19 protein-coding genes and 1 pseudogene are annotated in these 23,478 nt (G+C 69.6%); 16 read left to right on the forward strand and 4 right to left on the reverse strand.

The genetic code is table 11. The annotated features are described in order from the left end of the window. Window positions 1-42 precede the first annotated feature (42 nt). From BJ970_RS20875 to BJ970_RS20885, 3 genes are read left to right on the forward strand one after another with little or no spacing between them, the layout of a single operon-like run. Window positions 43-714 carry a response regulator gene (locus tag BJ970_RS20875; RefSeq protein ID WP_184727789.1) on the forward strand — a complete coding sequence of 224 codons (672 nt, stop codon included), beginning with the start codon at window positions 43-45 and terminating at the stop codon, window positions 712-714. Between the two features lie 5 nt (window positions 715-719). After that, window positions 720-1,793, forward strand: coding sequence for a sensor histidine kinase (locus BJ970_RS20880; RefSeq protein WP_312864338.1), 1,074 nt, complete (start codon window positions 720-722; stop codon window positions 1,791-1,793). 12 nt (window positions 1,794-1,805) lie between these two features. Beyond that, on the forward strand, window positions 1,806-2,639 hold the full coding sequence (locus tag BJ970_RS20885; RefSeq protein ID WP_184727791.1) for an aldo/keto reductase: 834 nt from the start codon (window positions 1,806-1,808) through the stop codon (window positions 2,637-2,639). Window positions 2,640-2,663: 24 nt separating this feature from the next. On the opposite strand, the gene BJ970_RS20890 is transcribed toward BJ970_RS20885, so the two are convergent. After that, complete coding sequence (locus tag BJ970_RS20890; protein ID WP_184727792.1) at window positions 2,664-4,736, reverse strand: S9 family peptidase; 2,073 nt, start codon at window positions 4,734-4,736, stop codon at window positions 2,664-2,666. A gap of 198 nt (window positions 4,737-4,934) precedes the next feature. Between BJ970_RS20890 and BJ970_RS20895 the strand changes: the two genes are divergently transcribed. From BJ970_RS20895 to BJ970_RS40060, 3 genes and pseudogenes are all read left to right on the forward strand, one after another. Further along, window positions 4,935-5,909, forward strand: a complete 975-nt coding sequence (locus tag BJ970_RS20895) for a glycosyltransferase family 2 protein (RefSeq protein WP_184727793.1) — start codon at window positions 4,935-4,937, stop codon at window positions 5,907-5,909. An 8-nt stretch (window positions 5,910-5,917) separates the two neighbouring features. Beyond that, complete coding sequence (locus BJ970_RS20900; protein ID WP_184727794.1) at window positions 5,918-8,413, forward strand: GtrA family protein; 2,496 nt, start codon at window positions 5,918-5,920, stop codon at window positions 8,411-8,413. Window positions 8,414-8,532: 119 nt separating this feature from the next. Beyond that, window positions 8,533-9,018 (forward strand): annotated as a pseudogene (locus BJ970_RS40060) (PIG-L family deacetylase); the annotation flags it as partial. A gap of 1,140 nt (window positions 9,019-10,158) precedes the next feature. Here the strand turns inward: BJ970_RS40060 and BJ970_RS20910 are convergent. Then, window positions 10,159-11,463, reverse strand: coding sequence for an MFS transporter (locus BJ970_RS20910; protein WP_246470939.1), 1,305 nt, complete (start codon window positions 11,461-11,463; stop codon window positions 10,159-10,161). 317 nt (window positions 11,464-11,780) lie between these two features. Continuing rightward, window positions 11,781-12,569, reverse strand: a complete 789-nt coding sequence (locus BJ970_RS20915; RefSeq protein WP_184727796.1) for a DeoR/GlpR family DNA-binding transcription regulator — start codon at window positions 12,567-12,569, stop codon at window positions 11,781-11,783. A gap of 134 nt (window positions 12,570-12,703) precedes the next feature. Here BJ970_RS20915 and BJ970_RS20920 point away from each other — a divergent pair, with 134 nt between their 5' ends. From BJ970_RS20920 to BJ970_RS20955, 8 genes are all read left to right on the forward strand, one after another. Then, complete coding sequence (locus BJ970_RS20920; RefSeq protein WP_184727797.1) at window positions 12,704-13,450, forward strand: HAD family hydrolase; 747 nt, start codon at window positions 12,704-12,706, stop codon at window positions 13,448-13,450. Then, on the forward strand, window positions 13,447-14,505 hold the full coding sequence (locus tag BJ970_RS20925; RefSeq protein ID WP_184727798.1) for a 2-hydroxyacid dehydrogenase: 1,059 nt from the start codon (window positions 13,447-13,449) through the stop codon (window positions 14,503-14,505). Before BJ970_RS20920 ends, BJ970_RS20925 begins: the two co-directional genes overlap by 4 nt. After that, window positions 14,502-15,965 (forward strand): FGGY-family carbohydrate kinase, encoded by a 1,464-nt coding sequence (locus tag BJ970_RS20930; protein WP_184727799.1) that lies wholly within the window; start codon window positions 14,502-14,504, stop codon window positions 15,963-15,965. The genes BJ970_RS20925 and BJ970_RS20930 overlap by 4 nt, the downstream gene beginning before the upstream one ends. Before the next feature lie 30 nt (window positions 15,966-15,995). Continuing rightward, on the forward strand, window positions 15,996-17,768 hold the full coding sequence (locus tag BJ970_RS20935; RefSeq protein WP_184727800.1) for a dihydroxyacetone kinase family protein: 1,773 nt from the start codon (window positions 15,996-15,998) through the stop codon (window positions 17,766-17,768). Beyond that, entirely contained in the window at window positions 17,765-18,256 is a 492-nt protein-coding gene (locus BJ970_RS20940) for a ribose-5-phosphate isomerase (protein WP_184727801.1), read from the forward strand. The genes BJ970_RS20935 and BJ970_RS20940 overlap by 4 nt, the downstream gene beginning before the upstream one ends. A gap of 12 nt (window positions 18,257-18,268) precedes the next feature. After that, the gene (locus tag BJ970_RS20945) at window positions 18,269-18,916 is read left to right on the forward strand and encodes a class II aldolase/adducin family protein (protein WP_184727802.1); all 648 of its coding nucleotides are present in this window, start codon (window positions 18,269-18,271) and stop codon (window positions 18,914-18,916) included. A 141-nt stretch (window positions 18,917-19,057) separates the two neighbouring features. Beyond that, complete coding sequence (locus BJ970_RS20950; protein ID WP_184727803.1) at window positions 19,058-20,359, forward strand: GNAT family N-acetyltransferase; 1,302 nt, start codon at window positions 19,058-19,060, stop codon at window positions 20,357-20,359. 207 nt (window positions 20,360-20,566) lie between these two features. After that, window positions 20,567-21,109 carry a class I SAM-dependent DNA methyltransferase gene (locus BJ970_RS20955; protein ID WP_246470940.1) on the forward strand — a complete coding sequence of 181 codons (543 nt, stop codon included), beginning with the start codon at window positions 20,567-20,569 and terminating at the stop codon, window positions 21,107-21,109. A gap of 152 nt (window positions 21,110-21,261) precedes the next feature. Here the strand turns inward: BJ970_RS20955 and idi are convergent, their stop codons facing one another. Then, complete coding sequence (idi, locus tag BJ970_RS20960; RefSeq protein ID WP_184727805.1) at window positions 21,262-21,840, reverse strand: isopentenyl-diphosphate Delta-isomerase; 579 nt, start codon at window positions 21,838-21,840, stop codon at window positions 21,262-21,264. Window positions 21,841-21,969: 129 nt separating this feature from the next. Between idi and BJ970_RS20965 the strand changes: the two genes are divergently transcribed. Beyond that, entirely contained in the window at window positions 21,970-22,530 is a 561-nt protein-coding gene (locus BJ970_RS20965) for a GNAT family N-acetyltransferase (RefSeq protein WP_376775127.1), read from the forward strand. 118 nt (window positions 22,531-22,648) lie between these two features. After that, window positions 22,649-23,452: an SGNH/GDSL hydrolase family protein gene (locus BJ970_RS20970; RefSeq protein WP_184727806.1), complete on the forward strand. Its 804-nt coding sequence runs from the start codon at window positions 22,649-22,651 to the stop codon at window positions 23,450-23,452. Window positions 23,453-23,478 lie beyond the last annotated feature (26 nt).

A 23,478-nucleotide genomic window follows, 5' to 3' on the forward strand; every position in this document is an offset into this window, starting at 1 on the left:
TAGTCTGCTGGCGACCCTCGGAACAGGGGAGGTGACCGAGACGTGCGGGCTGAGGACGGCGGGGGGCCGATCCGGGTTGTGCTCGCCGATGATGAGGCGATGCTGCGGCGTGGCTTGCGGGTTCTGCTGGAAAGCGGCGGAACGATTCGCGTGGTCGCAGAGGCGGGCAACGGGGACGAGTTGTTGGCCGTGGCGCGCACGCATCGCCCGGACGTCGCCCTGATCGACGTGCAGATGCCCGGTAAGGATGGGTTGTCCGCGTTGCGGGATCTTGCCCTGTTGGCCAAGCCGCCGGTGGCGGCGGTGTTGACGACGTTCGACCTGGACGATTACGTGACCGATGCCTTGCGGTTCGGGGCGCAAGGGTTCTTGCTCAAGGACGCCGAGCCCGCGGTGCTGGTTCGGGCGGTGCACGATCTGGCGGCCGGTGGGGCGGTGCTGGACCCGCGGATCACCGCTCGGCTGCTGCCCAGGTTCCGCGGCACCACCGACAACGCGCACGAGAAGCAGCTGGTGGAGGCGTTATCCGCCCGGGAGCGGCAGGTGCTCCTGCTGTTGGCGGATGGCCGGTCCAACGCCAGCATCGGTTCGCGTCTCGGGTTGACCGAGGCGACGGTGAAGAGTTACGTGTCGACGGTGTTGAGCAAGCTCGGCGCGCAGAACAGGGTTCAGGCTGCGCTGATCGCGCAGCGGGTGGCGGGCGACTTCCGGTGAGGCCGGTGCAGTGGCATCGCCTCGCTGTAGAGGCATTGGTCGTCGGAATTCCGGCGGCCGCGGTGCTGGCCGCACCCGACCCGTTCGGATATGCGGCGGTATCGGGGCTGGTGGCTGCGGTGTTGCTGCCGCTGCGGCGGCGATGGCCACGCATCACGGTGCTGCTGTGCATGCCCGCGTTGGCCGGTGGACTGGGCTGGCCGGCGACGATCGTGGCGTTGTTCGCGCTGGGGCGCGCGCAGCCGGTGATCCGGGAGCTGCTCGGCTGGGTGCTGCTGACCTCGGTGGTCGCGACGACACCCGTGATGATCACGCAGTCCCTCGGGGTGGGGTCGATCATCCTGACGATTGCGTTCGTGCTGCTTGCCGCCGGTGCGCCGATGGCGTTAGGGGTATTGGTGGCGCTGCGGCAGCAGTTGGCCGACAGCCTGCGGCGGCTGCAGGAGGCCACCGATGCCGAACTTCAGGCGAAGGCGGAGACGGCGCGCGCGGAGGAACGGGCGCGGATCGCGCGGGAGATCCACGACGCGGTAGGTCATCACGTGACCCTGATCGCGGTCGAGGCGGCGGCCTTGGCGGCGACCACGACGGATCCCGGTACCCAAGAGGTCGCCGGGCGGTTGCGCGGGCTAGCGAAGCAGGCGCTGGACGAGACGCGCACGACGTTGGGGCTCGGCGCGGCGGGACAGCAGGCCGGGTTGAACAAGATCCCGGATCTGGTGGTCGGGGCGCAGGCAGCGGGCGTGAATGTGGAGTTCTCGACCGAGCTCGGGGAACCGCACGATGTGCCGCCCGCAGTGGAACGCGCCGCCTACCGAGTGGTTCAGGAGGCGCTCACCAACGCCTCCAAGCATGCCCCCGGTGCGGGCATCAAGGTGCGGTTGGAGCGCCGCGACGGCTCGTTGCACATCGCCGTCACCAACGGTGCCCCCGATGGTCCGGTCGTCGACGTCGGCAGCAGCGGCTCCGGGCTGGCGGGGTTGTCGGAGCGGGTGCGGATGGCCGGTGGGCGACTGGACGCCGGGCCCTCCGAAGACGGTGGCTTCGAGCTGGTAGCGGTCCTTCCACAGCGGAGCTGAAGGGGAGTGCGCATGCGAGGACTTCCATTGCCCGGCGGGCCGGAACTGCCGGTGTTGGGGCAAGGCACCTGGGGCATGGGGGAGCGGCGCGCGCAGCGCGCAGCGGAGGTCGCCGCGCTGCGGCACGGCTTGGACCTCGGATTGGGCCTGATCGACACCGCCGAGATGTACGGCGGCGGGGGCGCCGAGGAAGTGGTCGGGGCCGCGATCGCCGGGCGTCGAGACGAGGTTTTCCTGGTCAGCAAGGTGTATCCGCACAATGCGAGCCGGCGCGGGGCCGTCCAGGCGTGCGAGCGCAGCCTGCGGCGGCTGGACACCGACCACCTCGACCTCTACCTGCTGCACTGGCGCGGCAGCACACCGTTGTCGGAGACGCTGGCCGCGTTCGAACGACTGCGCTCCGACGGCAAGATCCGGCATTTCGGGGTGAGCAATTTCGGCGTCGAGGACATGGCGGAGCTCTGCACGAGCGAACTGGGTCGGCAGTGCGCCACGGACCAGGTGCTTTACAACCTCACGCGGCGCGGCGTCGAACTCGACCTGCTGCCGTGGTGCCGTCGGCAGGGGTTGCCGGTGATGGCGTATTCGCCGATCGAGCAGGGACGGCTGTTGGGCGAGCCGGTGTTGCGTCGGGTCGCCGAGCGGCACTCGGCGACTCCGGCGCAGATCGCGATCGCCTGGGTGTTGGCGCAGGACGGGGTGTGCGCGATCCCGAAGGCCGTGACCAAGGTGCATGTCGAGCAGAACCGGGCGGCGCTGGACATCCAGCTGTCCTCGGCGGATCTCGCCGAGCTCGACGAGGGATTCCCGGCCCCGCCGCACCCGGTTCCGCTCGAGATCCTCTAGCCAAGAGCTATGCCAGCGGAGGCGTTAGTGGCGCTTTAGTGCGTTGCGCAGGAAGTCCACCTGCAGCAACAGGAGGTTTTCGCTAGTGGTCTCGTCGGTGGGCATGTGGCTGACGCCCGACAGCGGCAGCACGGTGTGTGGGCGGGCCGATGCGGTCAACGCGGCGGACAGCCGCAGCGCATGCGCTAGGACCACGTTGTCGTCGCTGGTGCCGTGCACGATCAGCATCGGCCGCTCCAGCTTGGCGGCGTCCGACAGCAGCGAATTCGCCACGTACGCCTCGGGAACGACGTTGGGATCGCCCAGGTAGCGCTCGGTGTAGTGGGTGTCGTACAGCCGCCAGTCGACCACCCCGGCGCCGACGACCGCAGCGTGGAAGACGTCTGGGCGACGCAGCACGGCCAGCGCGGCGAGATAGCCGCCGAAGGACCACCCGCGGATGGCGACCCGGCCGAGGTCCAGCTCGGGATGCTGCGCCGCGGCCGCGTGCAGCGCGTCGACCTGGTCCTGTAGCGGCGGACCGGCGAGGTCCCCGGCGATTGCGCGGTCCCAGTCGGGGCCGCGCCCGGCCATCCCGCGGCCGTCGGTGACCAGCACGGCGAATCCCTGGTCGGCGAACCACTGGGAGGTCAGATAACCCTGCTGCCGGGACAGCACGCGCTGCGCGTGCGGGCCGCCATAGGGGTCCAGCAGCACCGGCAGCGGGCCGTCGGCCGGGTCGTACTGGCTGGGCAACAGCAGAGCGCTGCGCAGGTCGCGGTCGCCGAGCCGGAGCAGTTCGACGTTGAGGTCGACCTCGGGGTTCTCGGCTCGGCTGCCGATCTCGGCGACCTCCCGCCCGGCGCGCCGCACCCGCACCCGGGTGCGCGACTCGTCGAGCGTGGACGTGGCGACCACGAGCACCTCACCGGCGCGCGTTCCGGTGTGCACACCGGCCTGCTCGGTCACCTGCTCGGCACCTTCGGCGGTGACGCGGAAGAGGTGGACCTGGGTCGGGTCCTGCTCCGAGGCGGAGATCAGGATGTCGTCGTCGCCGATGTCGAGGATGCCCCGGACCTGCAGGGGCGCTGCGGTCCACGGCTGATCGCCGACGACCAGCCGGTACGCGCCGTTGTCGGCGCTGATGCGCACCAGGCGGCCGTCCGGGCTCCAGGCGGGCCAGCCGGGTTTGATCTCCACCCAGTGCTGGTCGGTGTCGCGGTGCACCTCGGTGGTCTGGCCGGTGCCGGGGTCGAGGGCCAGGACGAGCTGGGTGCGCTGGTCACGGCTTTGCACCGCGATCAGCGGGCGGCCGTGCCGGGACCAGTGGGCGGTGACGAGGTACGGGAAGGCCCGCCGGTCCCAGTCGACGTCCACCCGGTGACCGTCGAGGTCGAAGACGGCCAGCGCCACGTCGGCGTTGGCGGTCCCGGCGGCCGGATAGCGCACGGCGGTCGGCTCGCTGGCCGGGTTGGACGGATCACCGAGATACCAGTGCTGCACCGGGGATTCGTCCACGCGCGCCGCCAGCAGCCGCGATCCGTCCGGGGACCACCAGTAGCCGCGGTGGCGGTCCATTTCCTCGGCGGCGATGAACTCCGCGGCGCCCCACGTGATGTCCGCGCCTTCTGGTTCGGCGAGCGCGTGGTCGCCGGAACCGTCCACATCGATCACGCGCAGTTGACCGCCGGAGAGGTAGGCCACCCGGCGACCGTCGGGATCCGGCCTGGGATCGGCCACCGGTTGCGGCACCGGGAGTTCGCGGGCGGTGCCGGCCGCGACGTCGGCGACGAACAGCCGTCCCGACAGCGTGAAGGCCGCCAGTCGCCCGTCGCGGTCGGTCGCGTAGCCGGTGATGCCGCCGGCCCGTTCCCGCGCGCGTTCGCGGCGGGCCTGTTCGGCCGGTGACACGTGGTCTTCGGCCTGGAGCGCGGCCGGATCGGCGAGCATTCTCTCCTGGCCGGTTTCGGTGTCCAGTGCCCACAGGGCGTTGTCGCGCTCGGTGCCGCCTGCGGAGCGCAGGAAGAGCACGGAGTCACCGGCGGTGAAGTTCCGCGGCGCCCCCAGGGTGAAGCCCTGGGTGCGTGCGCTGCGGCGGGGAAACGACGCTGACGGCATGATTCCAGCCTGCCACTTCCGGCGGGTGGCTGCGCGATCGGGTGGCGGTGCGTTCGAAAGCCGCCCGGGTGGACTATTCGCCGGTGTGTCGGGAGGGGGTGTCGCGCGGCCCGGATCCTACGGTCGACGCCGATTCGTTTGGCCCACAGCGGCTTCCCGGTTCTTGCGGGAGTCGACCGACCGGGGATGAGACCTGCCATGTACCTCTCGATGGTGGTGCCGTGCTTCAACGAGGAGCGCGGACTGCAACGGTTGCACGACGCGCTGGTCGCGGCGTTGTCCGGACGCGTCCGGGATTACGAGGTGATCCTGGTGGACGACGGCAGCACCGACCGGACGCTGCGCGAAGCGCGCCGGTTGGCGGCGCTGAACCCGCGTTTTCGCTACGTGTCGCTGAGCCGCAACTTCGGGAAGGAGGCGGCGATGCTGTGCGGATTGCGGCATGCGCGGGGCCGCCGGGTGGCGTTGCTGGACGCCGATCTGCAGCATCCGCCGCAGTTGCTGCGACGGATGCTGGCGCTGCTTGATTCCGGGTACGACCAGGTCGTCGCCAGGCGCAGTCGCGTTGGCGAGCGCCGCTGCCGATCGGCACTGTCCAAAATGTACTACTGGGCCTGTGGTCGGCTCGTCGACGTGCGGTTGCAGGACGGGGTCGGGGATTTCCGGGTGCTTTCGCGGCGGGCCGTCGAGGCGGTGCTGTCGTTGCCGGAGTACCACCGGTTCTCCAAGGGGCTGTTCGCCTGGATCGGCTTCGATACGGCCTACGTGTGGTTCCGGAACGTGCCGCGGGTCGGCGGTGGCTCGAAGTGGACCCTGGGCAAGCTGGTGAACTACGGCATCGACGGGCTGACGTCGTTCAACAGCAAACCCTTGCGGCTGGCCATCTACCTGGGCGTGTTGGTGGCGGTGCTGGCCGGTGCCTATGTGCTCTTCGTCGTGGCGAACACCATTGTGGACGGTGTGGAGGTGCCGGGGTATGCGACCTTGCTCGCCGGAGTCGTCGGGTTGGGCGGGGTGCAGCTGCTGTTCCTCGGAGTGCTCGGGGAATACCTGGGCAAGAGCTACTTCGAGGCCAAGCGTAGGCCGCACTACCTGGTGAAGGAGTCGAGCCCGGAGCTCCACCCGCAGGCCCGCGAACGCCGGTTGCACCCGGCGGCCGAGCTGGCGTCATAGGGGGAGCGATGTGGCGCAAGACAAGCAGATCAGAGCTCCTGCGATTCGCGCTCGTCGGCGGCGTTAACACGGCCGTGCACTGCACCGTCTACCTGGCGTTGTGGTTGCTGCTGCCGTATTTGCCGGCGCACCTGATCGCGACCGTGGTGGCGACGGTGTGCTCGTACCTGCTCAACTGCCGGTTCACCTTCGGAGTGGTGCCGAACCGGCGGACGCTGCTGCTGTTCCCGCTGTCGAACCTGGCGATGATCGGGCTGAGCACCGCCGTCGTTGCGGCGTCGGTCGAGGTGTTCGGTGTCGATCCGGTGCTCGCCCCGATCGCCGCGGGTCTGGTCGTGGTGCCCGCGACGTTCCTGTTGAGCAAGGCGGTGCTGACCGAACGGTTGCCGCGCGGCGAGTGGCGCGGCGCGGTCGGTGTCGGGGTGGTCGTCGCGCTGTTGAGCCAGATTCCGGCAATGGTGAACCCGTCGTTCTACTTCTGGGACGACAGCGCGGCGCAGTTTCTGCCGATGTGGCACCGGCTGGGGGAGCGGCTGCTGGCCGGGGACTGGCCGCTCGGCCTGGACCTCGATTCATGGATGGGCGGGAACCTCGCCGCCGAATCGCTGTTCGGGATCTGGAATCCGGTGCACCTGCTGGACTGCCTGCTGGTGGTGTGGCTCGGTGATCTCGCGATCGCCGCCACCGTGGTGAAGACCCAGTTCCTCGTCACACTCGGCGTCGGAACTTTCTTGCTCTGCCGCGACTACCGGGCCAAGCGCGATGTCGCCTCGGTGCTCGCGGTGGCATTGCCGCTGTCCGGTTTCGTGCTGTACTTCCAGGCCGCCACCTGGGCGGGCGGGCTCATGGGGTTCGCGTGGCTGCCTTGGGCGTGGTGGGCGCTGCGCCGCCTGCAGGCCGGGCGGATTCCGGCGTTCGTGCCGTGGCTGCTGTGCTATCTGTGCGTGTCCGCCGGTGACCCCTATGGTGTGCTGGCGCTGGCTGCGGTTTTCGCCGGGCTGTTCATCGAAACCGGGCGGGACTGGTCGCGCGTCCGGCGGTTGGGGCTGGTCGGCATCGCGGTCACGGCTACCTTGCCGCTGATCTTCTTCCCGGTCCTGGCGGCCGCCGAGGTGGGCTGGCGATCCGGGCACGAGCTGTTCAACATCGGCCAGTTGGTGCCCGGCGTCGGCGATCTGCTGAACGCGAGCATGCCCTCCTTCGTGCCGCAGATCTTGTCTTTCGGCACCTTCCGGATGTCGGTGCCCGCCACCTATTTCGCCTGGTTCGCCATCCCGCTGCTGGCGTGGCTGGATTGGCGGTCGGCGGGCGCATCGTGGCGCCGCTGCGGGTGTGCCGTGGCGCTCGCGGGCTGTTATTTCTTGCTGTGCCTGGGGCCGTCCAACGTGTGGTTGTTCCGCTGGCCGGTGCGCCACGTCGCCGTGCTTCACCTAGCGGTGGCGGTGCTGCTTTCGGTTGCCCTGTCGCGCGGGCTGCGCACCGATCACTTCAAGGTGCGCCTGGCCTGCTCGGCCGGCTCTTTGTTGCTGGGCGGGTATCTGTCGTTCGCGGCTTGGCCCGCGCAAGCGCCGAAACACTTGGTGTCGTTGGGCATGATCGCGGTGCTGTGCGCCGCAGTCGTGATCGTGCACCGCAAGCGGCTGAAGGCCGCGGTGCTGCACTTGGGGACGGTCTGCGCGCTAGCCCTGCAGATGGCCTGGTTCCCGGCGAACCGGGATGTCGCCGTCTACAACTTCCCGACCTCCATCGCCCAGCTGCGTTCCGACTATGCGGAGTTCGACGGCGGCACCGTGGTGCAGCTCGCCGAGCGCGACCTGATCCCGTCGGCGGACATCGCCTCTCGTGCCGCGTGGTCGCAGCTGCTGTTCGGCAACATGCACGCGGCGGCCGGGGTGGCGAGTCTGGTCGCCTATACCGGTATCGGATACAACGCCCTGCACACCCGGCTCTGCCTGAGCTACTACGGAGCGACCTGCCCGCAGGCCTACGACCGGTTGTGGGAGCCGGATGGGCTGGTCGACCAGCTCAAGGCCACCCACGTCGTGGTGCAGCGCCGACTCCGCGAGGTGCCCGAGGCCCCGGCGGGCTGGCGGATTTCGCGGCGGGACCGCGATGTCGTGGTGCTCAGCCGGAAATCCGCACTTCCTTGGCCGCACGGGCGGCTCAGCGCCAGCCGGGGCGTGCACGTGCTCGACGACGTGCAGCACGGGCAGCGGCGGGAGACCGTGCGCTTCGGCCGCACCGGGGGCCCGGCCGAGCTGGTCTTCGCGCGTCTGGCCTGGCCCGGCTACCAGGCCGCGGTGGATGGTCGTCGGGTGCGGGTCGACGGCACCGACGCGGGCTTGCTCCTGGTCCGGGTTCCGCCCGGTGTGCCGGGTGGTGCGCTCACGCTTTCCTGGAGTCCGCCCGGTTTCACGGCGCACCTCCTGCTGGCGTGCGCGGGCGCCCTGCTCGCGATCGTGCTTTCGGTGGTTTCTCCGCTGCGGAGGAGGCAACCGCGATGAGAGGACTAGCCGCCGCGACCGCACTGCTGTTGGTCGCGCTGCTCGCCGGCCCGGCCGCTGCGGCGCGGGTGCGGTCCCACCTGCAGGTCGTAGCGCATCCCGATGACGACATCCTGTTCATGAATCCGGACCTGGCCATCTCGATCCGCTCCGGCGCGACCGTGACGACCGTGTTCCTGACGGCGGGGGAAAGCGATGTGCGGCCCGCCGCGCGGTATGCCGCGCATCGGCAGGCCGGGGCGCGGGCGGCGTTCGCGGCGATGGCCGGTGTGTCCGACGCCTGGAAGCACGCCGTGCTGTCGCTGCCCGGCGGACGACAGGCCGAGATGCAGACTTTGCGCCATCGACCGCGGGTGCGGTTGGTGTTCTTGAACCTGCCCGACGACAACGATCCGCGCGCCACCGGCGGCAAGCATGCGCTGACCCGGCTATGGCACGACGCGACGGCACAAGCCGAGACGCTGCAACCGGACGGGTCGGCACTGGCTGGTACCGGCAGGCATGACCGAGCGTCGGTCATCGCCGCGTTGGCCTGGCTTTACCGGCAGTTCGAGCCCGGGGTTGTGCGGACCCACGACCCCGAACCGGACGGCCGGTACCAGCCGCAGTGGGGAAACCACCACAACCACCCGGACCATGTGATGACCGCGCGATTCGCCGAGCTGGCGCTGCGCTCGGCCGCCGCGGCGTACCTGATCCACTATCGCGACTACAACACCGCCGACGCGCCGCCGAACCTGCCCGCGCACATCGTCGCCGACAAACGCGCGATCTTCGAGCGTTACGCGGCGCACGACACCGAGGTGAGCCTGGGCGAGCCCTACGCGACGTGGCTGCACAGCATGCGACATCGCTGGCCCGGGGGCACGAACTGGGCAACGACCGGTCGAGACGGCCAAGTCTGGTTCGCCTACGTCCGGGGCGGACAGTTGATCAAGGGCACGGGGTCTCGCGAGTCCATTGTGGACACGCCGGGGTTCGTGCCGCAAAGCGGTTCGGCCGGGTTCGCGGACCCGGACACGCTCGTCGTGCAGGACCGGAACACGGGCGGGATTTTCCTGAAGCGACAGAACGACGACTGGCAGGCACTCGGCTCCCCGCCGGCGGCCGAGAAGCCGACCACACACGTCGGACCACCGGCGGCGGCCGTGACAACGGGCGGGAGAACAGTGGTCGCGGTCCGCGACACCCGCGGCGGGGTGAGTGCGCGGTTCACCGACCAGCCTTGCTGGATGGACCTCGGCGGGACCGGCGTCGACGACGCCGTGTCGGTGCTCCCGACCGCCAGCGGCGAAGTGCACCTCTTCGCCGCTGCCCGGGCTGGACTGCTGCACTGGCGTCTCGGCGACACAGGCGGGCAGTTCGCCGCACCTCCGCAAACCCACCATCCAGCCGGATCCGTTGCGGTAGCACGCGGCAGCCAAGCGTTCGCGGCGTTCCGCGAGGCCGTGACCGGACGCTTGGTCGTGCTCGGCGAAAACGCGGGATGGTCCGTGGTCGCCGCCATCGACACCGCCGCCACCTCCGACCCCGCACTCGCCGTTCTCGGCAGCGGCCTCCCGGTCGTCGCGGTCCGCAACGGCGAGGGCCGGATCGCGGTGTTCGGCCCGACGCCGACCGTCCTGCCCGGCCAGATTGTCGGGCGGCCCGCCTTCACCCCGGACGGCCACCTGGTCGCGCCCGGCGACGACGGCCGAATGCACGTGAGCCCGCGTCCTCGGGACGCGGGCTCACGGCGACGGAAACTACGCCGGGGAGCGCACAGTCTGGACCTGCCGCGCGTAACGTTGCTTCGACTTCTGCTCGCCGGGGTCGCAGCCGTCCTTGACCTTCAAGCTCAGAAACGCCACCAGGACGTAGAGCACGCTGAACGCGATGGCCACCCCGCCACCGCCGACCAGCGGGTACAGGACCGTGACCACGACCGGGCCGACGAACGCCGCACCGCCGGCGCCGAAGTTGAGCACCGCGAGCGCCGAACCCTTGTCCTTGGGCTCGACCATCGAGGGCATCAGTGCCGACAGTGGCACGAAACCGGCCAGCAGGACGCCGTAGACGGCACCGAAGGTCGCGGTGACCGCGAAGCTCTGCGAGGTCACGGCGGTGAAGAACCACAGTGGCGTGGCGATGGCGCAGCCGACACAGCCGAACCAGGTGATCGTGCGGCGCCAGCCGAAGCGGTCGCCGAAGACGCCGAAAAAGAGGTTCGCCGCGATGTTCGCGCCGTAGGCGATCGAGGCCAGCGTGGCCACCTCCGCGGCGCTGAGGAAACCACCGCCGGGAGCGGCCGGGCCGAAGGTGAACGGGAACATCGCGAAGAAGCCGTACTGCGGCGCGGTGTTGACGATCCGGATCAGGCCACCCGCCAGCGTCCGGCGGTCCCGCCACAGGATGTCCACGCCCTCGCCCAGCCGCTTCATGCTGCGCGGGTTCTCGACCGTCTCATCGGCGATCGGCTTCAGACCGTGCTCCTCGCGCACCCCGAAGCTACCGATGAGCACGCCGACGGTGACCAACCCCAGCGACAACACCAGGGTGCCGTAGAGGCTCATGCCGAACGGGCCGATGGCCAGCGCGGCCACCGCGGCGCCGAGGGTGGGCAGCCCGCCGGTGAAGGCGAACCAGAACCACCCGGCGACCGAGCCGCGCATCTTGGTGGGGCTGGCGACCTGCGCCCACACCAGGAACGCGAACGCGAACAGCGGGTAGGCGAAGCCCCGGATGCCGTAGGTGGCCACGATGATCGTGGGGTTGTGCGAGGGGATCGCGACGAACAGGAACAGGCACTCGAAGGCGACCCACCAGGCGCCGCCGAGCCACATGACCCGCCGCGGGCCCCAGATCGACGAGAGTGTCCCGGAGAACCAGGCCGCGATCATCACCGCGACGCCGTAAACCGTGACGGTGGCGAACGAGGCCACCGCGCCGGGCAGTCCGCCGCCTTCGGGTTGCTGGAGGTAGTCCGACAGGTAGGTGGTCTCCACGCCATCGCCGATCATGAAGATCAGCACGGCGACGAACCCCCAGAACAGCTGCCTGGGGATACCCATGCGGTCGAGTCGGCTGGCCGGCCGCAGAGGCCCGGCATCCGCTGAAGTCTGTTGGGACATCACTGTCTCCAAGGATCGGAAGTTCCCGGTGCGCGTCCAAGACACGTCCCCGGTCCACGGGTTCGGCTATCATGCACCTTGTTCAGATTAACGCGCAAGACGTTAATTTAGTGATTTTCGGGGCCCGTCTGTGCCGGGGTGCGGGCAGCGGTACCCAGGATGCCGCCTCGACCGCGGTTATGCCGACTCGCCGATGCCCTGGACGCAGCGAAAGGAGCGAGCCGGGCGTAGGTGTGGATTGTGGTCAAGCGTCGGCACTACTCCATCGGCGAGAGGCGGACGTCGGTCTGCTCCCGCATCTCCTCCACGAGTGCCGCGTCCAGCTTCCCGGCCAGCAGCACGTGGTCGAACGCGCGCACCGGGGCGAACTGGTGCAGCGCCGAGCGGGCCACCTTGCTGGCGTCCATCATCAGCACCTTCGTCGTCGCGCTGGCCAGCATCGCCCGCTTGACCAGGACGATCTCCTGCTCCTGGTGGTAGGTCAGCTTCGCGTTCATCGCCGAGGTGGACAGGAACACGATGTCCACCGAGAAGGTGTTGATCATTTCCTGGCAGGGCAGGCCCAGGTACGAATCGTGGGTGCGGGAGTACTCCCCGCCCAGGCCGATCAGCCGGATGTCCGGCACCTCGCGCAGCGCCTCCTGCACCTGCCGGTAGTTGCTGACCACGGTCATCGGACCGACGTCGGGCAGCAGCCTGGCCAGCGTGAGCCCGGTCGTGGAGTCGTCCAGCATCACCGACATGCCGGGCGTGATGAACTGCAGCGCGTCCTTGGCCAGCGCCTCCTTCTCCGCGGTGTGCGTGTGCAGCCGGAAGTCCGAGCTGCTCTCGAACACCGTGGACGGCTGGGCGGATACCCCGCCGTGGTACTTGCGCAGCAGGCCCCGGGTGACCAGGTCGTCGAGGTCGCGGTGCACCGTCATCAGGCTGACGCCGGTCAGCTCGGACAGTTCCGCGGCGCTGGCGAACCCCTGCGTGACCACGTGATCGACGATCTTCTGCTGTCGCAGGATCCGGGGGGACTGCTTCTTCGGTGCGGACGCCATGAGGTCAATCTTGCCTGGTGGTCCGGTGGTCGCGGTGAGGAGACATCCGGGAATTTGAAACTACCACCTGGACGGTGACAATTAACGTCTTATATGTTAATTTGGCTTGCGTCAGTGATTGGCGGGAGGTAAAGATGACCCAGTCCGAAAGGCCGAACGGCGCCTACCGCGCGGTCGTGTTCGACATGGACGGCGTCCTGGTCGATAGCGAGCACCTGTGGGAGCGGATGTGGGCCAAGTTCGCCGCCGCCCGCGGCAAGACCTGGACGGCGGAACAGACCCGCCGGGTGCAGGGGATGAGCGCCCCCGAGTGGTCGGCGTTCCTGGCCGACTTCAGCGCGGCCACCGAATCCACCGCGGAGACCGAGCGGGCCGTGGTCGACGACATGATCGCCGCGCTCGACGGCGGTGAGATCGAGCTGCTGCCCGGCGCCGAGCGCATGGTCACCGAGGTCGCCGAGCGGGCCCCGATCGCGCTGGCCTCGTCCGCGCCACGCCGATTGATCGACGCCGTACTCGACCGTCACGGGCTGACCAGGCACTTCTCCGCGACGGTGTCCAGCGCCGAGGTGCCCAAGGGCAAGCCGAGCCCGGACGTGTACCTGTCGGCCGCCGACAAGCTGGGCCAGGACCCGCAACACTGCCTGGCGGTCGAGGACTCCAGCAACGGGTTGCGCGCCGCCGCCGCAGCGGGAATGACTGTGGTGGCCATCCCCAACTCCGGATATCCGCCAGCCAAGGACGCCCTGGCCAAGGCCGGCTACATCGCCGCCGACCTGGACGACGTCCGGCTGCGCCTGGTGGGCGCGCTGCCCGAACCGGTCGGCAGCTCCAGTGGCCACCGGCCCACCGCAAGCAGGAAGACAAAGGAGTCCGCATGACCAGTGTCCTGGCCGCAGGTGACCACTTCGTCGCTCCCGAGGTGTTCATCGACGCCCTGCGTCGTCGTGCCGGCGCGCACGACCTGCAGTTCAGCACCCTGATGTTGCAGTGGCCGGTGCAGCCGTTCGGGCCGGTCGGCAACGTCGAGGAGGCCAGCGGTACCGAACGGCAGCTGCTCGACGCACTGGGCGGCGCGGAGATCGTCACCACCCAGATGGCGCCGTTCACCGCCGATGTGCTGGCCAACAGCCCGCGGCTGAAGTTCGTCGGTGTATGCCGCGGCGGGCCGGTGAACGTGGACCTGCGGGCCGCCACCGACAACGGCGTGATCGTCACCTACACACCGGGGCGCAACGCCGCTGCCGCGGCCGAGTTCGCGGTCGGGCTGACCCTGGCCGCGCTGCGCCGCATCCCCGGTTCCGATGCCGAGCTGAAGGCCGGCAACTGGCGCGGCGACTACTACTCCTACGAGAAAGCCGGCACCGAGCTGGCGGGCTCGACCGTCGGGCTGGTCGGCTACGGGGCGATCGGCAAGATCGTGGCCCGCGTGCTGCGGGCCTTCGGCGCGCACGTGCTGGTGTCCGATCCGTTCGTGCAGGCAGAGGACGCCGCCCGCGACGGTGTCGAGCTCGTCGGACTGGAGGCGCTGCTGCGGCGCAGCTCGGTGGTCAGCCTGCACGCGCGGCTCACCCCGGAGACCAAAAACCTGCTCAACGCCGACAATCTCAAGCTGCTGCCGGAAGGTGCGGTGCTGATCAACTCCGCACGCGGCGGGCTGCTCGACTACGCGCCGCTGCCGGAGTTGCTTAAGTCCGGTCGCCTCGGCGCCCTGGCCGTCGACGTGTACGACATCGAACCGCCCCCGCGCGACTGGCCGCTGTTCGACGCGCCCAACGTCATCACCACTCCGCACCTGGCCGGGGCGACCCGGGAGACGGCCCACCGCGCGGCCGAGATCGTCGCCGGTGATGTCGCCCGGTTCCTGAATGGCGAGCGGCCCCGGTTCGTGGCGAATCCGGACGTGCTGGCCGAGTTCGAAGGCCCACGGCCATGATCATCGGGGTCGACGTCGGCACGTCGGTGACCAAGGCGTCGCTGCTCAACCGCGACGGCACGGCGCTGGTCACGCACAGCATGCGCAGCACCTTGCAGCGGCTGCCGGGGGGCCGGGTCGAGCAGGACCTCGAAGAGGTCATCGACTCGGTGGTCCAGGTGGTGCGCGAGGTCGCCGCGGCGGCCGATGAGGTCGGCGAACCGGTCGAGGCGCTGGCCATCACCGGGCAGGGCGACGGGCTGTGGCTGCGCGACCACCAGGGCCGGCCGGTCGGCCCGGCGATCTCGTGGCTGGACGCCCGCGCCGCGGATGTGCTGGACCGGTGGGGCGAATCCGGTGTGCAGCGGCGGGTTTTCCGGCTCACCGGGTCGGGGATGTTCCCCGGCTCGGCAGGGCCGCTGCTGGCGCACCTGGCCGAGCATGCCCCGGAGCGGCTGGAGCGGGCTGCGGTCGCCGGCTACTGCGTGGACGCGATCGTGCAGCGCTTCACCGGTGAGATCACGGTGGACGCATCCGATGCCTCGCTGCCCTTCCTGGACGTACCGACCCGCAGCTATTCGACGGAAGCGCTGCGTGCCTGCGGCATCGAGGAGTACCGCAGGTTGCTGGCCGAACCGGCCCCGCCGAACAAGCTGTTCGCGCTGGACGGCAAGAGCGCCAAGAACCTGGGGCTGCCGGCCGGGCTGCCGGTGTCGGCCGGTCCCTTCGACCTGCCCGCCTGCGCATTCGGCTCCGGGGTCGGCAAAGTCGGCGACGGCAGCCTGGTGATCGGCACGACCCTGGGCTGCCAGGTGCTGCGCGAGGAAGTGAGCATCGACCCGCACGGCGAGGTCGCGGGCATGTGGCTGGCGACGCCGCTGCCGGAGAAGTACCTACGGGTGATGCCCGCGATGGTCGGCACCGCCAACCTGGACTGGGTACTGAACATGATCGGCGCCCGCGTGGACCAACTGGAAACGTTGCTGGGCAACAGCAAACCCGGTGCCGGCGGCGTGTCGGCACTGTCGTTCCTGTCCAGTTCCGGCGAACGCGCGCCGTTCGTCGAGCCCCACGCGCGCGGCCAGTTCAGCGGGCTGTCGCTGGAAACCACGCAGGCCGACCTGGTGCGCGCGATGTGCGAGGCGGTGGCCTACGCCGCCCGGCACAACCTGGAGACCGCGGGCCTGGCCGGTGACGTCTCGGCGTGCGGCGGCGGTGCTCGATCGGCCGCCTGGAGCCAGATTTTCGCCGACGTCCTCGGCCGGCCGCTGCACGTGCCCTACGAGGAAGGCGTCGGTACGCGCGGCGCGGCGATGACCGCGTGGGACTCGCTGGGCGAACCCGTGGACCGCGAACTGTGGGCCGCCGCGCGGCGCACCGTGGTGCCGCACCCGAGCGCCGTGGAGTTCTACGAGCACGGCTACCGCGACTACCTGGATTCGATCGATCGCGCCCGCCCCCAGTGGGGCACGACCCCCTGACCTTCACGACACGGTGCTGAGGAGCTGCAGATGACGCGCTTGTACGACGATCCCGCGTCGTTCACCGACGACATGGTGACCGGTTTCGTGGCGGCGCACCCCGAATACGTCCGGCAGGTGCCGGGCGGCGTGGTGCGGGCGAAACGCGCGCCGCAGGGCAAGGTCGCCGTGGTCACCGGCGGCGGATCCGGGCACTACCCGGCGTTCTGCGGAGTGGTCGGGCCGGGCTTTGCCGACGGCTCGGTCATCGGCAACATCTTCACCTCGCCATCGGCCGACGACGCCTACTCGGTGGGCCGGGCTGCCGACCGCGGTGCCGGGGTGGTGTTCTCTTTCGGCAACTACGCCGGCGACAACATGAATTTCGGGCTCGCGGTGGAACGCCTGGAACGCGACGGGATCCGCGCGCACAACGTTGTCGTGACCGACGACGTGGCCAGCGCTCCGGCGGCCGAGCAGACCAAGCGCCGCGGCGTGGTCGGCGACTTCGTGGTGTTCAAGGTCGCCTCGGCGGCGGCCGAGGAGGGGTACTCCTTCGACGAGGTGGTGCGGGTCGCCCAGCACGCCAACGGGCGCACGCGCAGCCTCGGCGTGGCCTTCGACGGTTGCACGCTGCCGGGGCAGGACAAGCCGCTGTTCGAGGTGCCCGACGGCCGGATGGGGCTTGGGCTCGGCATCCACGGCGAACCCGGCGTCTCCGAACGCGACCTGCCTTCGGCGTCGGAGCTGGCCAAGATCCTGGTCGATAGCCTGCTCGCCGAGGCCCCCGACACCGAATCCCGGCGCGTGACCGCGATCCTCAATGGACTGGGCGCCACCAAGTACGAGGAACTGTTCGTGGTGTGGGGCACCGTGGCCCGGTTGCTGGCCGAGAACGGCGTGGAGGTCGTCGCACCGGAGGTGGGGGAGCTGGTGACCAGCCTGGACATGGCGGGCTGCTCGCTGACGTTGACCTGGCTGGACCCGGAACTGGAGCGGTTGTGGCTGGCACCGGCCGACACTCCGGCCTATCGCACGGGAAACGTCGCGCCCACCGAGGCGGATGAGTCCGATGAGGACGATGAGCTGGTGCCGGTGCCGGAGCCGGCGATCGTGGTGGCCCCACCGGAAGGCCAAGCGACCGCGGCGATCGTGGTGCAGGCCCTGCATTCGGTGGCCGACCTGCTGCGCGGCAAGGAAGAAGAACTCGGCCGCCTCGACGCGATCGCCGGCGACGGCGACCACGGCCGGGGCATGACACGCGGCAGCGCGGCTGCGGTCGAGGCCGCCTACGACGCCGTGGGACAGGGCGTCGGCCCGGCCGCGGTGCTGGTCGCGGCCGGCGATGCGTGGGCAGCGAAGGCCGGTGGCACCTCGGGCGTGCTGTGGGGCGCGGCGCTGCGTTCGTTCGGCGACCTGCTGCCCGATCACCGCGCCGCGACGGCCAACGATCTTGCTGCGGGCGCCTCGGCGGCACTGGCGGCGGTGCAGCGGATCGGCCGGGCAGAGCTCGGTGACAAGACGCTGGTCGATGCGTTGGAGCCGTTCGTGGCGGAATTACGCAGCGCCGTCGAGTCGGGTGCGAGCGGCACCGAGGCATGGCAGCGGGCCGCGAAGGCGGCGACGAAGGCAGCCGAGGACACCGCGGAGCTGCGACCCCGCACCGGACGGGCCCGGCCGCTGGCCGAGCGCAGCGTCGGAAACCCGGACCCGGGCGCGATGTCGCTGGCGTTCGCGCTCAACCGCATCGGCGACATGCTCGTTGGCAGCGCTGTGTGCTCGACGGAGAAGCTGGACGGAGAAGAGGGGAGCGGAGAAAAGTGACTGAGCAGGCGACGTTTCGCATCGTGGTCGGCTCCGACGACGCGGGGCTGCAGTACAAGGACGCGCTGAAAAAGGATCTGGAGAACGACCCGCGAATCGCCAGCGTGGTGGACGTGGGCGTCGGCACCGACGAGCACACCGCCTATCCGCACGTGGCCGTCAACGCTGCGCGGATGGTCGCCGAAGGCGAGGCGGACCGGGCGCTGCTGGTGTGCGGCACCGGGCTCGGCGTGGCGATCAGCGCGAACAAGGTGCCGGGCATCCGGGCCGTCACCGCGCACGACAGCTACTCGGTGGAGCGGTCGGTGCTGAGCAACAACGCCCAGATACTGTGTTTCGGCCAGCGCGTGGTCGGCCTGGAGCTCGCCCGCAAGCTGGCATCGGAATGGCTGGACTACCGGTTCGACGAATCGTCGCCGTCGGCCCAGAAGGTCGCCGCGATCAGCGGCTACGAGTCGGCGTCGGATGCTTCCGGCGTCGCCTGCTGAACGAGGGATGATGTGAGCAGTTCGCGACTGGCCGAGCAACGGCGCGAGGTCATCGAGATCGCCCGGCGGATGACCGCGGACCGGCTGGTGGTCGGCACTTCCGGCAACGTGTCGGTTCGCTGCGGCGATCTGGTGGCGGTGACGCCATCCGGAGTCGACTACGACAGGCTGGACGTGGCCGACATTCCGCTGGTGGACCTCACCGGCAAGGTGGTCGACGGCGATCTCAAGCCCACCTCCGAACTGCCGATGCATCTCACCGCCTACCAGCTGCACGACGCGGGGGCGGTGGTGCACACGCACTCGCTCCACGCGACGGCGTTGTCCTTGCTGCGCAACGATGTTCCGGCGGTGCACTACCAGCTCGCGGAATTCGGCGGTGTCGTGCGGGTGGCGGAGTACGCCACCTTCGGCAGCTGCCGGCTGGCCGAGACGATGTCCGAGGCACTGACCGGACGCACCGGGTGCATCCTGCGCAACCACGGGACGATCACGATCGGAGCCGGCCTGTCGCAGGCATACAACCGGGCGCGGCAGCTGGAGTGGCTGTGTGAACTCTGGCTGACCGCGAGCAGAGTCGGTGCCCCGAGCCTGCTCAGCGACGCGGAACTGGCGCGCTGCGCGGAACAGTTCGCGGGTTACGGCCAGCAATCCCGCTGAACATGAACAAGCGCCGCCGCGGGTAGCACCAACTCGGCTCGATCGCCGCCGGTCGGCTCCGCGGCGGTGTGATATGGGTCCGTTAACCGGGCCGTCATCCCAGATCAAGCGCCCGCAATACGACGCGGGAAGCATGGTGGCATGACTTCCAGACAGCATCGCCACGCACGTGGGGATTGGACCCGCGAACTCATCGAGCTGGCCGCGCTGTTCCTGGCGGCGGGCGCGGCGAACCTGCTCGTGACCGGAATGCAGAGCCAGGCCCGCGGGCCGCTGGTGCTGTTATCCATCGGCGCCGTCCTGCTGGTGGTGGCCGCCGGACGGTGGTGGTGGCGTCGGCAGCGGCCGCCCGCGCCGCCCGCCGTGGCACCGGTACCGGAAGTCGTGAGCATGCAGCAAACGCTGTGGCGGTTGCGCGCGTCGGTGACCGATACGCCGGGCAGGTTGGCTCGCCTTGCCGGCGGCCTGGCCGCCCTCGGAGCGGATATCCGGACCATGCAGGTCCATCCGGTGGCCGGTGGCGTCGTGGACGAGGTGCTGTTGCACGTGCCGACACGGGTGAGCCGACGGGAATTGATCGCCGCCGTCGAGGCTGCCGGGGGGCACGACGTGACCGCGGCGCGGGCGGACGTGCGCGAGCTCGACGACGTGCCGACCCGGACCGCGAATCTGGCCATCGACCTGGTCAACGGCCGCACCGGCCTGGTCCGGGCGTTGCGTGCCTTGCTCGGACAGGTGGAAGTCCACTGGCAGGAGGAGCCCGAGGCGCCGCTGGAGATCGGCTCGTTTACTGGCGGCGCGATGTGCCTGGCGGATCCGGGCGGCGGGGTACTCGTGCTGGAACGGCCCGGCGGGGCGTTCACCCCGGCGGAGTTCGCGCGGGCTCGGGCGATGGCGGATCTGGCGGAGTGCTGCCGCACGCGGGTGCGGCCGAGGTCGGACGCCGCGCGCACATCGGACGGGGTGGACCTGACGATCCGGCCTGCGGACCGGGCGGATTTGGACCTGGTGTCGGCGTTCCACGCGCGTTGTTCCAGCGCGGCCCGGTACCGGCGGTACTTCAGTCCCGGACCGGCGCCGGGGGAACGCGGGTTGCAGCGGCTGCTCACCCCGGCCCTCGGGCGTTCGCTGCTGGCGTTGGCGCCGGGCGGTGAGGTGGTCGGCATGGGAAACCTGATGTATGACGGCGATTCCGGCGAGCTGGCGTTGCTGGTCCGGGACGATTGGCAGCGGCAGGGTGTCGGCACGGTTCTGGTCCGCAAGCTGGTCGAGCAGGCCGAGGAATTGGGGATCGGCACGCTCACCGCGCACACCCACGTTGACAACACCGCGATCGCGCGGACGCTGCGTGGCGGTGGTCTGAAGCTGGTCGGCGCGCCGGAGCCGGGCGAGTGGAGCTGGTCACGGGAGCTGCGGCCGAAGGCCGGTTCCCCGGTGTCATAAGCCGCTGTTGTGCATGGTTGATCACTGACCATGACGAACACCACCCCAAGTCCGTCGGCATGCATCGCTTCTGGCCTGACCCATCGTCGGTGGGGGGCACAATGTTCGCGTGCTGAGTGTTGATCTCCCTGGGGGTGTCTGATGGTCGATGACGTGCGGGATGCTTACGGTCGGCGAGCCGAGGAGTACGCATCGTTGTTGGGCTCGATGGAAGCCGTGCACGACCTGGATCGGCAGCTGGTGTCTCGGTGGGCTGGCGAGGTGTCCGGGCGCATCATCGACGCTGGGTGCGGGCCGGGGCACTGGACCGACTTTGTCCGTAGTCAGGGTTGCGATGTCGAAGGCGTTGACCTTGTTCCAGCTTTAGTCGAGATAGCCAGGTCTCGGTTTCTCGATGTTGCGTTCCGAGTGGCGACGCTCGACGATCTCGGCGTGCCCGACCGCTCTGTGTCCGGGATTCTCGCGTGGTATTCGATCATTCACACGGCTCCGGAGGACGTGCCGGGCATTCTTGGCGAGTTCGCGCGATGCCTGCCGGATGGCGGCAGCCTGCTGCTTGGCATCTTCGAGGGCGCGCGGGTCGAGCCGTTTCCGCACGCGGTGACGACCGCCTACTTCTGGTCGGTCGAGGAGATCTCGCAGCGCCTTGCGGATGCCGGTTTCCGGGTGGAGGCGACGGAAAGCCGCGTCGATCCGGGCAACCGGCCGCACGCCGCGCTTCGTGCCCGACGTGTACACCTCGACAAGTGATGTCCACGGTGCTGCCGGCATGAGCTAACCCGGCGAGAAGGCCCTGCCGCCTCCGCGCTCAGTTCGGCCCTTCGGCCGCCATCGCGTCTCGGGCGATCAACTCGTATTCACCCGGGCTTAGCCCGGATTCCTGTGGTGGCCGGTCGGCCAGGTCAGCTCACGCGCGCTGCGGGCGGCAGGTCCGCCGGATCGCCCGCGGGCCACTGAGTCGGTTCCGGGCCCAGCTGGGACAACTGACGGACTTGCAGCACGCACCACGGGGACACCTCGGTTTCGCCCGAGAGCACGTTGGCGCTGAACTGCTTCCAGTCCACCCATCGGGTCGCGGCGACCTCGTCCGGGTTCGGCTCCGGCGTGCTCTCGGTGAAGGCGACGAACACCGGGCACTTCTCGTTCTCCACCACGCCGTTGGGCATCACGGCGCGGTACTGGAAGCCGGGCAGGACGAGTTCGAGACTGCGCACGGTGAGCCCGAGTTCCTCGCCCAGCCGACGGGTGATCGCGGCCTTCATGTCCTCTTCGGGCGCGGGGTGGCCGCAGCAGGTGTTGGTCCACACGCTCGGGAAGGTGCGCTTGTGGTGCGCCCGCTGGGTCAGCAGGAACTCGCCGCTGTCGTTGAAGACGTAGCAGGAGAAGGCCAGGTGCAGGGGCGTGTTTTGGTGATGCACGGTCGCCTTGTCCTCGACCCCGATCGCCTGACCGGAATCGTCGAGCAGAACCACCTGTTCCACGGCCGTACCTCCTGAGCTGAAATTGATCTGGCGAACGCCGGCCAGGCCGGGACCTTACGACAATCCGGCCGGTTTCCGCCATACGATCTTGATCACCGATTCGTGACGACGGCTCCGGCCGGTCGGTTGATGGGTTCGGCTGGTGTCAAGATGGCCGGTATGGCCGAATTGCGCCTCGCACACACCGCTGACCTGGACGGCACGACGATCAAGGCGGCCAGAGCCCTGCTCTGGGACGTGTTCGACGACATGACCGAACACGACTGGGAACACTGCCTGGGCGGCATCCACGCCCTGGTGTGGGAACACGGTGAGCTGGTCGGGCACGCGGCAGTGGTCCAGCGGCGGTTACTGCACGCCGGACGAGCGTTGCGCACCGGCTACGTCGAGGGCGTCGCGGTTCGCGCGGATCGCCGTCGCCGGGGCATCGGCGCAGCCATGATGACCGAGCTGGAGCGCGTGGTGCGCGGTGCCTACGAGCTGGGTGCGCTGGGAGCCAGCGACGACGGAGCGGCGTTCTACCAAGCGCGCGGCTGGCAGCGCTGGCAAGGCCCGACTTTCGCTCTCACCCCGACCGGCACCCGGCGGACCCCGGAGGAGGACGGCGCCATCTACGTCCTACCGGTCGCGACACCGCTGGACCCGACCGGCGACCTCACCTGCGACTGGCGCGAAGGCGATGTCTGGTAACCGGCCCGGCTGAGCGCTGTGCGGCGTTCGCGATCGCTGGCGGTTACTCGCCAAAACGGCCGATGTGTGCGGATTTCTCCTTGAATGGTGGCGTTTTAGCTGTCCGATCGGAGGAAGCATGCGTCACTCCCGGCCCATCGTCTGTGCCGCCGTGGCTCTGGCAACGGCAAGCACGGTCCTGGCCACTCCGGCGGTCGCCGCGCCCGCCGGCGAAAATTACGTCGCGCTGGGCGACTCCTACGCATCCGGGGTCGGCACTCGCGAATACTTCGGCGACAGCGGCGACTGCTTGCGCAGCCCGAAGGCATACCCCCAGCTGTGGGCCGATTCGCATCACGTCGCCGACTTCGCGTTCGCGGCCTGCTCCGGCGCGGTCACCGACGACGTCAACACCCAACAGCTCGGCCGGCTCAACGCCGGTACGACGCTGGTCACCGTCTCCATCGGGGGCAACGACATCGGTTTCGCCGACGTCGTCACAAAGTGCCTGCTCGGCACCGACGCCGGCTGCGACTCGGCGGTCGGTGGCGGCGAGGAGAAAGCCCGCAAGGAGTTGCCGGGCAAGCTCGACGCCACCTACGCCAACATCCGCCGGGCTGCGCCGAACGCCAAGGTCGTGGTGATCGGCTACCCGCGGCTGAACGAGCTCGGTGCGTGCAGCGTTCCCGGCTACAGCGAACGCAAGCGCAAGCGGCTCAACGCCGGCGCCGACCTGCTGGCCGGGGTCATCTCGGAGCGCGCGAACGCGGCCGGATTCACCTACGCAGACACCCGCGACGCGTTCGCCGGGCACGGGGTGTGCAGCTCCAACGAGTGGATCAACGGCCCGAGCAATCCGCTGGTGGAGTCGTTTCACCCGGACATCGACGGTCACGCCCAGGCGTACTTGCCGACGCTGAACGGCATTATCAATCGACCTTAGACTCGGCGGATCAAAATCCTTAACCG

Source organism: Saccharopolyspora phatthalungensis (assembly GCF_014203395.1).
GTDB classification, from domain to species: Bacteria; Actinomycetota; Actinomycetes; order Mycobacteriales; family Pseudonocardiaceae; genus Saccharopolyspora; species Saccharopolyspora phatthalungensis.